The organism is Dyadobacter sp. AC419, assembly GCF_979253085.1.
Genome location: NZ_CEEDCD010000014.1, coordinates 22,170 through 33,940, shown reverse-complemented (window position 1 = coordinate 33,940; position 11,771 = coordinate 22,170). Strand labels below are relative to the sequence as shown.

General features: G+C 45.6%; 15 protein-coding genes and 1 pseudogene. 8 read left to right on the top strand and 8 right to left on the bottom strand.

What is annotated here, in order from left to right:
- Positions 1-292: 292 nt before the first annotated feature.
- The 6 genes and pseudogenes from AC0IYG_RS07130 to dgt form a co-directional block, all read right to left on the bottom strand.
- Positions 293-457: a response regulator gene (locus tag AC0IYG_RS07130; protein WP_471710410.1), complete on the bottom strand. Its 165-nt coding sequence runs from the start codon at positions 455-457 to the stop codon at positions 293-295.
- Positions 458-685: 228 nt separating this feature from the next.
- Positions 686-988, bottom strand: coding sequence for a response regulator (locus tag AC0IYG_RS07125; protein WP_471710409.1), 303 nt, complete (start codon positions 986-988; stop codon positions 686-688).
- Positions 989-1,060: 72 nt separating this feature from the next.
- Positions 1,061-2,088: pseudogene (locus AC0IYG_RS07120) on the bottom strand (PAS domain-containing sensor histidine kinase).
- Positions 2,089-2,396: 308 nt separating this feature from the next.
- On the bottom strand, positions 2,397-2,852 hold the full coding sequence (locus tag AC0IYG_RS07115; protein ID WP_471710407.1) for an FIST signal transduction protein: 456 nt from the start codon (positions 2,850-2,852) through the stop codon (positions 2,397-2,399).
- Positions 2,853-2,892: 40 nt separating this feature from the next.
- Positions 2,893-3,522: an FIST N-terminal domain-containing protein gene (locus AC0IYG_RS07110; protein WP_471710406.1), complete on the bottom strand. Its 630-nt coding sequence runs from the start codon at positions 3,520-3,522 to the stop codon at positions 2,893-2,895.
- Between the two features lie 103 nt (positions 3,523-3,625).
- Positions 3,626-4,795 carry a dGTP triphosphohydrolase gene (dgt, locus tag AC0IYG_RS07105; protein WP_471710405.1) on the bottom strand — a complete coding sequence of 390 codons (1,170 nt, stop codon included), beginning with the start codon at positions 4,793-4,795 and terminating at the stop codon, positions 3,626-3,628.
- Here dgt and AC0IYG_RS07100 point away from each other — a divergent pair.
- From AC0IYG_RS07100 to AC0IYG_RS07065, 8 genes are read left to right on the top strand one after another with little or no spacing between them, the layout of a single operon-like run.
- Complete coding sequence (locus AC0IYG_RS07100; protein WP_471710404.1) at positions 4,788-5,087, top strand: hypothetical protein; 300 nt, start codon at positions 4,788-4,790, stop codon at positions 5,085-5,087. The two genes, dgt and AC0IYG_RS07100, sit on opposite strands and share 8 nt — an antisense overlap.
- 35 nt (positions 5,088-5,122) lie before the next feature.
- On the top strand, positions 5,123-6,196 hold the full coding sequence (locus AC0IYG_RS07095) for a DUF3500 domain-containing protein (RefSeq protein WP_471710403.1): 1,074 nt from the start codon (positions 5,123-5,125) through the stop codon (positions 6,194-6,196).
- 49 nt (positions 6,197-6,245) lie between these two features.
- Positions 6,246-6,482 carry a hypothetical protein gene (locus tag AC0IYG_RS07090; protein WP_471710401.1) on the top strand — a complete coding sequence of 79 codons (237 nt, stop codon included), beginning with the start codon at positions 6,246-6,248 and terminating at the stop codon, positions 6,480-6,482.
- A complete protein-coding gene (locus tag AC0IYG_RS07085) occupies positions 6,467-6,766 on the top strand; it encodes a type II toxin-antitoxin system RelE/ParE family toxin (RefSeq protein WP_471710400.1) in 300 nt (99 codons plus the stop codon). Before AC0IYG_RS07090 ends, AC0IYG_RS07085 begins: the two co-directional genes overlap by 16 nt.
- Complete coding sequence (locus AC0IYG_RS07080) at positions 6,754-7,389, top strand: pseudouridine synthase (RefSeq protein WP_471710399.1); 636 nt, start codon at positions 6,754-6,756, stop codon at positions 7,387-7,389. Before AC0IYG_RS07085 ends, AC0IYG_RS07080 begins: the two co-directional genes overlap by 13 nt.
- Positions 7,390-7,405: 16 nt before the next feature.
- Positions 7,406-7,774 carry a YccF domain-containing protein gene (locus tag AC0IYG_RS07075; protein ID WP_471710398.1) on the top strand — a complete coding sequence of 123 codons (369 nt, stop codon included), beginning with the start codon at positions 7,406-7,408 and terminating at the stop codon, positions 7,772-7,774.
- A gap of 11 nt (positions 7,775-7,785) precedes the next feature.
- Positions 7,786-8,178 carry an alcohol dehydrogenase catalytic domain-containing protein gene (locus tag AC0IYG_RS07070; RefSeq protein WP_471710396.1) on the top strand — a complete coding sequence of 131 codons (393 nt, stop codon included), beginning with the start codon at positions 7,786-7,788 and terminating at the stop codon, positions 8,176-8,178.
- Positions 8,084-8,776: an NAD(P)H-quinone oxidoreductase gene (locus AC0IYG_RS07065; protein ID WP_471710395.1), complete on the top strand. Its 693-nt coding sequence runs from the start codon at positions 8,084-8,086 to the stop codon at positions 8,774-8,776. The genes AC0IYG_RS07070 and AC0IYG_RS07065 overlap by 95 nt, the downstream gene beginning before the upstream one ends.
- Positions 8,777-8,791: 15 nt before the next feature.
- Here AC0IYG_RS07065 and AC0IYG_RS07060 read toward each other — a convergent pair whose 3' ends face one another.
- Both AC0IYG_RS07060 and AC0IYG_RS07055 read right to left on the bottom strand, forming a co-directional pair.
- The gene (locus AC0IYG_RS07060) at positions 8,792-9,649 is read right to left on the bottom strand and encodes an alpha/beta fold hydrolase (protein ID WP_471710394.1); all 858 of its coding nucleotides are present in this window, start codon (positions 9,647-9,649) and stop codon (positions 8,792-8,794) included.
- A gap of 53 nt (positions 9,650-9,702) precedes the next feature.
- Complete coding sequence (locus AC0IYG_RS07055) at positions 9,703-11,619, bottom strand: TonB-dependent receptor plug domain-containing protein (RefSeq protein ID WP_471710392.1); 1,917 nt, start codon at positions 11,617-11,619, stop codon at positions 9,703-9,705.
- Between the last annotated feature and the right edge of the window lie 152 nt (positions 11,620-11,771).

The following is an 11,771-nucleotide window of genomic DNA, read 5'->3' as shown; positions in this document are numbered from 1 at the left end:
CTTTGGTTCTTCGTTCAGTTGAACCGATGAACAAGCCTGTATTGTCCGTTCTCTAGTTTTCGCATTTATCGTGAAACGCTTTCGCGTTTTTCGTGCGCCGCTTCATCAGCCAGTTCATGCCTTTGCTTCCTCGCGATCCTTTTCTACATCCAGGCATTTCTGGCTCTGATGTATGAAAAGCCTTTCGTCAGCTTCTCTGCAGTTATCTCCGATTTGGGGTGGTCGAGCTGTCGCTCCCGCCTTCATCATTTTCCACGGCAATGCGCTCGTCGCCCTGGGATGAGAGCAACGATCACCGGCAGATGCCGGCGCCATCTTTTTGATCGGTTTGAGCAATCCCCAGCCCGCTCGTTTTTGGCAGCTGATAATCCAGAAACACGCATCCAGGCACCCACGAATCCAATGTTAGCAGGGCATCTTCGGCATATTTACAAATTTTTACCTCCCCGATCTCCACCTGCGATTTCTACCAGTGCGCGAAGCAGGTTCATCGCATCAATTTCATCGTCTTCGACTAACAAAATGCTTATAGGAGCCATGGAGGGAGGTAAAACGTGTTTTTTAAATTTCGCCGGGATATTCGCAAAGCGTCCAGTAACTGTTCAGAAGTGGACACTGCCAGAATAAAGCGGTCCAATTCAAAGCGGTTTTCAGGATATAACCAGCCACGGTGAGGTTGAAGGCTTCAGATTTTGTCGGCTGTATTTGCCTCATTAGACCTCGTCATCGCAAAAACGGAAAGCTGGGCCTCAGTTCGGGATCCTGACGAATCTCTTTCGAAAAACTCGATTCCACCCATTCTGGGCATATTCAGGTCGAGCAGCACGATTCTCGGGCGCGGACTGTCTGTCGCCGGGGAACGCAGCACAGCAAGTGCTTCGATGCCGTTGGACGCCACGACCAGCGGATTGGAAATATTATTTTTTTTGAACGCACGCTTTACGTTCATTACATCTACTTCATCATCTTCAACCAATAGTATGGTCATTGGAACGGGAGTTGAAAGGGTCATTGAATTTGACAGTTATTATAAAGGGTTATTTTTTCAAAAAGGTTATTCTTAAACAGTTTCAGCTTGTTTAGCCTCGGTTTTTGGCCAGGTAAAAATGAATCGCGTGCCTTTATTCATCTCCGATTCGATGCGGATAATGCCGCCTTTTTCGTCCAGAATTTTCTTGACAATGGCCAGCCCGACACCCGTACTTTCAATTTCGTCCCGGGCTTGTAATGTTTGAAAAATGACAAATATCCGCTCATGAAACTCGGGACTGATTCCGGCCCGTTGTCTTCTACATAAAACTGATATTGATTTTCTTCCTCCGTCCAGCCGATAATGATCTCCACCTCGGGCTTGTCGTTATATTTGATCCCGTTTGAGATCAGGTTTTGAAGAATTTGCGTTAATGTGATTTTCTCTGTTTCCAGTTCCAGATCAGGATTTCCTTCCAGAATAAAGCGAATGGGCTTTTTGCTGCTGAATGTTTCATGCAAATCTTCAACAAGCGAATTAATCACAAACCGCTCTTTTGTAGTTTTAATCCGGCCAGCGCGCGAATAGGAAAGAATGCCATTGATAAGGCTTTCCATCCGGTGCACCCGGCCGCGCAGCAGCTTAAACTGATCAAGCGTGTCGCCTTCAAGCAAGTGGCTGATATCTTCTTCAATCCACTCCGAAAGGTTGTTTATTGCCCGCAAAGGCGCTTTCAGGTCGTGGCTTACGACATAGGCAAATTGGTCGAGTTCGGCGTTAATGCGTTCGAGGTCACGCATATAGGACTTCAATTTCTTTTCTGCCAAAACGCGCTCTGTTACATCAGAAAACGTCCCGATATATCCTACTTGTGTCTCTCCGCTGAACTGTCTCATCAGCGAAATGCCAATCCAGATCTCTTTTCGTTGCGCTGTCAGAATCTTGATCGTAGCGTCAATTGAAGTTGAGTCGGAAGCGAGCAGTTGGTTGATTTCATTTGCCGAATCTGAAAAGAAATCCATCCAATTCCGGTTAATGCATTCATTTACAGTATAACCGGTAATATTTTCCCAGGCTTTATTGAGATAAATAATGTTGCCTTGGTTGCCCAGCTGCACCAAAACCTCTGTAATGCTGCTCACCACTTCTTCCAGCCTTTTGCTCGTCAAAGCAGCTTCTTCTGTCTTTTCTTCTGCAATGCGGCTTAATTCGCGGTTGGCTTTGAAAAGCTCGCCTGAACTTTGTTCAAGAATAAGCTCAACGCGCCCCAAGTCGTCCTGATATTCCGTATATGCTTGATTTACAGATAATAAAAACTCCTGAATGTCAGGATGCTCCGCCAATTCCGGCGGTAACGATTTCCGGATCTGGCGCTTTCACAAGCCGGTGATAACTGGTGTCCGTTAGTTCGGGCATATCCATTTTTTTAATTCTCGCTGAAAGTGGTGATGGTCATGGTCTGGTTATGCAGCTCGCAAACCGAATTCCGGTTGAATGGGGCCAGTTCGCCGTAAGAATAAAATCCGGTGATCACCGGGCTGTTCAGCACATCCGACACCGATTCAACTTCTTCTTCCACCATTTGTTTGAGCACGAGCTTGCGACCAACACAACTCACAAGAATGGCAAATTCGGGACTGTTTGTGAGGCCTTCCGAAGCGGCATGTGCGGCCTCTTCTGCACCCGTAATGAGCCTGTCGTTATTCGCTTTCATAAGCCTTACGAAGGAGCCCTCCGGAATGTCACCCGCAAATGTGAGGCTCTTTTCCTCTTCATTAATGCCTAATATCGTACGAACCACGGGTGCGCGGTCTTCGCTGTCGCGCATGCTGAGCGGGAAAAGCAACCCGGATGCCGGAAGTTCTTTTGCTTTGTCGCCCAAAAATGATTTATAAAGGTCGAGCGCGGGCTCGCCATCAATTTCAAATAAAATGTTCTCCTTTGATCTGGTTACGCGTCTGTCCCAGCCCGAAGCTGTCCCAGCCGCCGCGTGAGCCAAAGCCGATCGTCAAGTTTTCTCCATAAAATCCGATTGCAGCAACTGTTTCGCTGGCCACGGCGCCGTCCGGTTCAATGATAACCGTTCTGGAAAATTGCGACCCATCGCCAGCTAGTCCGCCCGTTACCGAAACATGCGCATCAAGTCCTTCCGCCATGCCTTTTACAAGGTCGGTCCCGTTCACTTTCAAGCCATCTGAAACCACGAAAACGTGTTTTAAGCCTTCTTTCGGCAGTTGAGAAACCAGCTGTTTGCCAGCTTCCATGCTGCTGAATTGAATGTCTTCCAAAGCAATTTTTGAGCTTTTAACAGTCGTGTCGTCAAATCGAATCGCCGTAATGATGATGGTGTTGTCTTTAACGGAAACGTCAGAAATTTCTCCTGCTGTGGAGCAGCCGGAAAAAACGGAATTAGGATAAAGTGTTGCTAATTGGGCTACAACGTCAGTTTTTTCGAGAAGTTCGCGGTTTCCAAAGATGAAAAAAAGTTGAGGAGTAAACGGAAATGTAATGATTGAAGACGCATTGGTATAAACCAATTGTTTGATTTCCATGTCGATATAAGGGCTTATGAAATTGATCAACAATTTACATAAAACTTTTGACTGGCGAATTAATTTTACAATTATCGCCAACCAGCCGGAATAATTGGCGCTTTTAGGAGAGCGACGGGAAAGAGATTCCTTTGATTTTACGGAACAATTCCACGGCATATAAATCTGTCATTCCGGAGACAAAATCCAGAACGGTTTGAATCCTGGCATATTCATCTGTCCTGGAAGTGATAAATTGTTTGGGGATCAAGTCGACGAGCTTTCGCGTGTAATGTGAATTGTTATTAAGATAAGCCGGAACAAATTCTTCAAGCAAGCCGCCCATCACTTTGTAACCCGCCACTTCAATCTGCACAACAGACGAATAGTTGTAAATTTTATTGACAGAAATCTTTGCAATGTCCTTCATGACAGAACGATAAGGCTCTTCAATGGCGTCGATCAGTCCCGAATTGAAGTCTCCGTTCAGGATCGTTTCCTGTTCGTTGTAAAAAAGCTCCGAGCATTGCCCGATCAATGTGCTGATCGATTTGGCGCGTAACAAACTGATTTTCGCATCTTCATCATCGATTTCGGTTAGCCGCGCAGGCATTTTCGGATCGTTGCAAAGGCGCAGCAAAAGTGTCTCGACTTCCTTGTAAGACAATATTTTGAGCCGATGCGCATCCTCCAGATCAATGATATTATAACAAATATCGTCCGCCGCTTCAACCAGATAAACGAGCGGATGGCGCTTGTAAACGAGTGGTGAATCGCTCACAACGCTCAATTCAAGATCAGTCGCAATTTTCTGAAAGCCAGCTTGTTCAGATTGAAAGAAGCCGTATTTTTTGGTGTAAATGTTTGATTTGTTATGCCCGGCAATTGATTCGCATGGATATTTTGCAATGGCAGCGAGCGTGGAATACGTGAGTGCAAAACTGCCGTAACCTTTGCCTGCATAGGGATGTGTCAGAATGCGAAATGCATTTGCGTTCCCTTCAAAATGCGTAAGGTCAGCCCATTGTGATTCGGTAACTTTCTCGCGATATTTCAATCCGGCATCATTCGTAAAGTAATGTGAAATCGCCGCCTCACCCGAATGTCCAAAAGCCGGATTTCCCAAATCATGCGCCAGGCAAGCCGCCGAAACAATGTTCCCGATTTCGCTGATCAATGGCAGCTTTTCGTCGACTTGCGGATCGTCCTTTTTTAATTTGTTATAAAAAATCCTTCCCGATGATTTACCCACGCTCGCAACTTCCAAGCTGTGCGTGAGCCTGTTTATGCACAAATACGCTGCCCGGGAGTGGGAAAACCTGCGTTTTGTTTTGAAGCCTGCGAAATGGCGAGGAAAAAATCAGCCTGTCGTAATCGGCGCTGGAATTCTGACCGGGCTTCCGCAGGATCAGCATTATATTTGTCTTCACTCCCCCAACGTTTCGCCGAAAGCAATTTTTCCCAATTCATCATTTGTAAATTATCAGGCGGCAAAACTAATCGCTTTCTGCCAATTACGGAATTATCGGTCTGTCATTGCCCGCATTGCAATGGTAGTTTCAGAGATCGTAAAGCTTTTGATTTAAGCATTTACCAATTTTGAATTTCAAATCAGATATAGATGAAAAAATGCTTTATAGTAATCGTTTTGCTGCTTATTCAGCTCGTTTTCAATGTTCAGGCAGAATCGCTGGCCAATGTTGCGACAAAACCGGGAAGAGACGAAAAGCTGGCCAAAGAGATGTCTGCTGCCGCAACAACTTTTCTAAAATCACTCAGCCCTGAACAGCTTGCGGAAACCAAATTGCCATACGACGATCCGGCGCGTTTTGACTGGAATTTTACACCCAGAAAACGGAAAGGAATAACATTCAAAACCATGACAGCTGAGCAGCGGAAAGCGGCTATGGACATGGTAAAGCTCGTTTTGAGCCAGGAAGGTTATCAAAAAGCGGAGCAGATTATCGATTTGGAAAACGTGCTCCGCGTTGTAGAAACCAGACCGGCCAATGACACTTACCGCGATCCGGAAAACTTCGCTTTTTTGGTTTTCGGGGAGCCAGGCGGCGAGCCTTGGGGCTGGCGCGTAGAAGGTCATCATTTGTCGCTTCATTTCTCGTCAATCAAAGGTGAGATTACTTACACGCCGAGTTTTATGGGCAGCAATCCCGGTAATGTAAAGGCAGATGTGCCGCAAAAAGGTTTGAGAATCCTGAAAAACGAAGAAGATCTTGCCTTTGAATTGTTGCAATCCCTGGACGAAAAACAGCTTGGAAAAGTTATGCTGGGCGAAACTGCTCCCAACGAAATGTTCACTGCCAATTCCAGAAAGGCTTCTTTGGAAAAATTGCAGGGCATGCCGATGGCCGAAATGAACGCGGCACAAAAAGCCAGTTTTAAAAAGCTCATTATGTCATATTTGCAGCGTTATCACGTTACATTGAAGAACCAGCAATGGGAGGAATTAGAAAAAAATGGCTTGGAAAAAATACATTTCGCGTGGATGGGTGACCAGAAAAATGTTATCGGCGAAGGCCACGGCCATTATTACCGCATTCACGGCCCCACTTTCCTGATCGAGTTCGACAACACCCAAAACGGCGGCAACCACATCCACTCAGTAGTCCGCGACCTGACGAGTGACTTTGGGGAGGATTTGCTGATGATGCATTATGAGAAGGGGCATGGCAAATAGGGGATGAAGGAAAAAAGCAGTATTTTCGGGTAACTAAATCTAGAAGATTATGTCGATGGTAGATCTGAGGGAGCGATTGATAGGAAAGATCCAGGAAATTGAAAATGGCGATGTTTTGGCAGAAGCATATCGTTTGCTCGGCCTTGAATTGGAAATTGACGAGCCGTATCAGCTTAGCAGTCAGCAAAAAAGTGCAGTTCACGAAGCAAGACAACAAATAAAAAGCGGTGCTTTTTTAACAGACGAGGAAGCGGACAAAGATATTGATCAATGGCTAAACAAGTAATTTGGTCACTGCGCGCACAAAATGATCGGAAAGAGATTTTAGGCTATTGGATTGACAGAAATAAATCAACTGCATACAGCAAAAAACTTAACTTCTTATTTAAGGAAGCTATAAAGTTAATTGCCAAACACCCCAAAATTGGCAAGCTCACCGACGAAGAAAACGTCCGGATTAAGATCATTCGCAACTACTTTATTATCTACGAAGAAACGGAAACGCAGATCCATATTCTGACACTTTGGAGCAGTCATCAGGATCCGGAGCGTTTGGAATGGGAATTTTAGTTTTTGAATCAATGCCAAATAATCCGCACCGTTATTTCATCATCAACAAACCCCCAAACATGGTTTCGCAGTTTGTGAGCCCGGACAATGTGGGTTTACTGGGGGATTTGGATTTTGAATTTCCGGAGGGAACGCATGCGATCGGGCGGTTGGATGGACATTCGGAGGGGCTGCTGATTCTTACTACAAACAAGCGCGTTACTAATCTGCTGTTTCAGGGCGAGGTTCCGCACAAGCGGACATATGTCGTGAATGTGGCCCACCACGTGAGCGAGGAAACATTGCAGAAGCTCCGCACGGGCATTGCGATCCGAATCAAAGGCGACGTTGATTATGTAACCTCACCGTGCGAAGTCGACATTGTTCCGAGGCCCGAAGGTTTGCCGAAACATGCGAATGAAAGCTGGGCGAATGTTCCTAACACCTGGCTCAAAATCACATTAACGGAAGGGAAATATCACCAGATCCGGAAAATGGTCCGCACCGCCGGGCATCGCTGCAAACGCCTGATCCGGATCAGCATTGAAGACCTGGAACTGGGCGATCTGGTTGCCGGTGGTGTAAAAGAAATTGAAGAGACTGAATTTTTTAAGTTATTGAAGATCAATAATTGGAATCAATAACAAAATTTATCTCAACATGAACTTAATAGGAAACATCATCTGGCTCATTTTTGGCGGTTTTCTGGTCTTCCTCGAATATATGGTTGCCGGTTTTCTGCTTTGTCTCACCATTGTGGGCATTCCGTTTGGCGTTCAATGTTTCAAGATCGGGCTGCTGACCTTGTTTCCGTTTGGACAACAAGTCAGAGAGGTTCCTGGCCAGACGGGTTGCTTGTCAACGATTTTTAACATTCTCTGGATTGTCCTTGGCGGCATCTGGATTGCACTCACACATCTGGTTTTTGGAATAATTCTTGCCATTACGATCATTGGGCTGCCATTTGCCAAGCAACATTTCAAGCTTATGAGCTTATCCTTCACGCCTTTCGGCAAAGAAATTTATTAATAATTTACAAAATGAAAGCGATTGTCATTACGCAACCCGGAGGCCCGGAAGTGCTTCAAATACAAGAGCGGGAAGTTCCAAAACCTGCCGGTAACCAATTGCTTATCAAAGTGTTTGCTGCGGGCGTAAATCGTCCGGATGTTTTTCAGCGCAAAGGAAATTATCCGCCGCCAGCGTGGGCTCCGCAGGATATTCCGGGGCTGGAAGTTGCAGGCATTGTTGAGCAAACAGGAGATCATGTCGGCAATTTCAAGGTTGGCGACAAAGTGTGTGCGCTTCTTGCGGGCCGGTGGTTATGCAGACTATGTTGTGGCCGAGGCGGGGCATTGTTTGCCTGTTCCGCGCGGATACGATTTCATTCAGGCGGCGTCTTTGCCCGAAACCATTTTCACTGTTTGGCATAATGCATTTCAACGTGGCAAACTGGTTTCTGGGGAACACTTTCTGGTCCACGGCGGAACGAGCGGCATTGGAATAACAGCCATTCAGCTTGCTAAGGCCTTTGGTGCAAAGGTTTTTGCCACTGCGGGCTCAGAGGATAAATGTAAGGCCTGCATCGAGCTGGGCGCCGATATTTGTGTGAATTACAAAACCGAAGATTTTGAGCAAAAACTAGAAAAAGATGGTGTAGACGTCATTCTGGACATGGTTGGCGGTGATTATATTCCTAAAAATATCCGGTTACTGCGCAACGACGGCCGGCTGGTTTTTATCAACACCATGAAAGGCGGAAAAGTGGATCCCGAAAGTGACAGCGCTGATTTTTCGTTGATCATGAAAAAGCGTCTGACGATTACAGGAAGCACATTGCGGAACCGCGATAATGATTTCAAAACTGCGCTTACCAGTGAAATTCTTGATCATGTATGGCCGGTGCTGGAAAGAGGTGATTTCAAACCGGTCATTGCGAGTCAATTTCCGCTTCACGAAGCGGCGCAAGCGCATGCATTGATGGAAACCAGTTCGCACATTGGTAAAATAATGCTTGTTAACAACTGGTAAGCATTGTTTTAGTGATTAATCGCTCAGTTTTTTATTCAAAATATCTGAGATCTGCTTGGCTTGCGCGTAAACCATCAAATGTCCGGCACCTTCAATGGCAACATCCGGCTTAACCAGTTTCATGGAGATCAGCTTATCGTTGGTGCCATGAATGTGATATAGATTTTTCGGCTTCTCGCTTCGTTTCCACGATCCCATTCTCACGAGTGCCCATTTCAAAAACTTGCTGTCCGTGTCGTGCAAAATTGATTTCAACAGCGACTTCAATTCCGGTGTGTCTGCACCAAAAAACTTATAAGTAATAGAATTGGCAGATTTCAAAAATGGCGCTGCAAACGGGCTAAGGAGCAAAAATCTGGTCAATCCCTGAGAAAATTTAGAAACCGGAACGCCCGTGGGTGTGCTTGAAATGATGACAATCTGTTCCGGATGAACAATTTCTGACAATTCGGAAGCGATGATGCCGCCAAATGAAAGTCCGACCAACTGAAACGGGCGTGTCGTGTCAATTTGGGCGACCAATCTGCTCGCATAATGTGAAATCGTCTCCTTTTTTTGCGGCTGAATCCATTCAATATAATGCACTGCAAAGCGCTCGTCAATGTTCAGTTTGCTAAAAACGCGCTTATCGGCCCCGAGGCCGCTCAAAAAATAAAGGTTCATCTTATTTGTGTCCGGCGTTGAAAAATCGCTGGCTTTATGCTGCGATCCCGTCCCGACGGAAAAATTAGCATCATTTCCTGCATTTGAAGCAATCCCTTTTTCAAGCGGTCGGTTTGCGTAAACGATCGTTTGCTGACCGAAGATCTGAGCGCTTCGGAAGGTCAGATATAAGGTAAAGCAAATGCAGGAAATGTGGATATTCGAAAGCATAATGATGATTAAAGCCTTTCGAATATACGCGTGCAATGGCAATTAAGATGCTGTTATTTTACAAAATTGAATCGCAAACCACCCATCAGCCACCGGCCCGGCATTTTGGAGCCGAGCAGGTCGCTGTATTGCACGTCGAATGCATTATCGGCTTGGATAAACACGCCCAACATTCGGTTAAGGAAAGCATATTCTGCTTTTGCGTTGAGTAAAAAATAGTTTTTTGAAATGTTCGCTTCGATGGCAGAAGCAGCACGTTCCGCACGCTCTTTATACAAACCATTAATGCTGAATGAGAAGCCCGAAACGCTGTAAATCGCAGAAAAGTTGGCTAAAAACTTGGCGTGTGAAGACACGTAAAACGAAGGTTGCAGGTTGCTGCTTTTGCTATCCAGCCACGTTAACCCGGCATTGAAGAGCAATTTCTGATTGTCACTAATGTTGTTCGCGGTCTGGAAATCAAGCTCAAATCCGGTCGTGTTCACTTCGGCAATGTTTAACGCAAGTCCGAATGTGCCCGTTGGCGAAAGGTTTTCCTTGTGTGGCATTTGTGCATAAGGTGTTGAAACGTAATCGATCAGATCATCTTGCAGTCTTTGGAAAAATGTTCCCGAAATTTTAACCTGGGTTGCCGAATTTTTAGTCAAGAACCAATCTGCGCCAGCTTCATAACTGAATGATTTTTCGGCCTTCAAAGCCGGGTTTCCAACATTTCCACCGGTAACAAGTGTTTTATTGTAATTATTGAATCGTTCGGTGAAATCCGCGTCGCGAATGGTCTTGCCCGCACTTCCCCGAATTTGCCAGTTCTCTTTTTTGTAAGACAAATTGATTTGCGGAACGAGTTCAGAACCAATGTCTTCGCGCCAGTCCAGGCGGACGGAAGGCGTAATTGTAAAGTCATTTCCAATGTTTTGAACCAATGAAATAAAAGGCGCGAGCTGGCTTAAAGAGTGATCGCCACGGTCGTTGGAAGCAATGTTCCGGTTTTGATAATTAAGTCCGGAAATCAGGTTTGTCGTCGCTGAGAAAGTTTGTTGCCAGGTCAATAACCCTTGCCAAAGTTGCGATTTGCTGCTATTGGCGATGGAATGCGGGTTGAAAAGATATTGGTCGCGCACAAATTTATATCCGCCGTCCAGTGTGATCGCCGTCTTCTCCTTTTTGTAAGCAATTTTCACCTGGTTCCAGGAAGTTTTTACTTTCTCGCTCGCCGTGTCGGATTTCAATGCGGTGTAAAAGTTCTGTGCAGCAAAATCCCGGTGATCGTAAGCGCTTCGCAACGACACATTTAGGGTTTTTGAAACGGCATAATGTAAAGACAATGATGCTGTATTATTGTGAAAATAACCCTTAATGCCACGCTGCGGGACGCCAGACGCATTATTAGTGAGGAAACCAGCGGAAGCGGCCAACTTATTTCGTTGCACAAAAGCACCGATATTTCCATTTTTCAGACCGTATTCTCCGGCAGTAAGCGCACCGTTAATGCTTGTTTTTTGCACATTTTCTTCTTCCGCAGATTGTAATCTTGCAGCAAAAGTTTTTGAAATAACATGAATAACGCCGCCAACCGCATCGGAACCGTAAATAGCGGATGAAGCGCCTTTCAAGACTTCAATGCGCTCAATTTCTGATGGCGCAATGGGAATATAACTGTTGAAATGTCCTGTATTGGCATCATTAAGGCGCAAACCGTCCAGGATAACAAGCACTTGCTGAAATGTCCCGCCCCGAAGCACAATGTCGCTTTGCGAGCCCATCGGCCCACGCGCCTGGATTTCGACGCCCGGCACATAGCGAAGTAAGTCATCAATGCTGTGCACGGGCAGGTTTTGAAAATATTCTCCTTTGATCACAGCAATGTTTCGCCCGGTTTCAGATGCTCTTTTTTCAATTAATGAAGAAGTGACGGTCACCGGATCAAGAGAAATTTCCTGAGCAAAAAGCGGAGTAGATAAAGCCAGCAAGATAAGATTTCCCGGCCTTTTCAAAGCGCAAAAGATAACATTTGCCGGGCTTTTCAAAGCCCGGATCACAGAGTATAGAAGAGATAAAGTCATTGATAGAATTTGTAATCAGATTAATTTTTCTTCAAACTTAGTATCTTGCCGGACTGTTA

What these genes read in the sequence shown, in the direction of transcription:
- AC0IYG_RS07070 (WP_471710396.1), top strand. Translation starts at nt 7,786, where the DNA reads ATGAAAGCGATTGTCATTACGCAACCCGGAGGCCCGGAAGTGCTTCAA.
- AC0IYG_RS07090 (WP_471710401.1), top strand. Translation starts at nt 6,246, where the DNA reads ATGTCGATGGTAGATCTGAGGGAGCGATTGATAGGAAAGATCCAGGAA.
- AC0IYG_RS07125 (WP_471710409.1), bottom strand. Translation starts at nt 988, where the DNA reads ATGACCATACTATTGGTTGAAGATGATGAAGTAGATGTAATGAACGTA.
- AC0IYG_RS07060 (WP_471710394.1), bottom strand. Translation starts at nt 9,649, where the DNA reads ATGCTTTCGAATATCCACATTTCCTGCATTTGCTTTACCTTATATCTG.
- AC0IYG_RS07100 (WP_471710404.1), top strand. Translation starts at nt 4,788, where the DNA reads ATGCACAAATACGCTGCCCGGGAGTGGGAAAACCTGCGTTTTGTTTTG.
- AC0IYG_RS07080 (WP_471710399.1), top strand. Translation starts at nt 6,754, where the DNA reads ATGGGAATTTTAGTTTTTGAATCAATGCCAAATAATCCGCACCGTTAT.
- AC0IYG_RS07075 (WP_471710398.1), top strand. Translation starts at nt 7,406, where the DNA reads ATGAACTTAATAGGAAACATCATCTGGCTCATTTTTGGCGGTTTTCTG.
- AC0IYG_RS07095 (WP_471710403.1), top strand. Translation starts at nt 5,123, where the DNA reads ATGAAAAAATGCTTTATAGTAATCGTTTTGCTGCTTATTCAGCTCGTT.
- AC0IYG_RS07110 (WP_471710406.1), bottom strand. Translation starts at nt 3,522, where the DNA reads ATGGAAATCAAACAATTGGTTTATACCAATGCGTCTTCAATCATTACA.
- AC0IYG_RS07085 (WP_471710400.1), top strand. Translation starts at nt 6,467, where the DNA reads ATGGCTAAACAAGTAATTTGGTCACTGCGCGCACAAAATGATCGGAAA.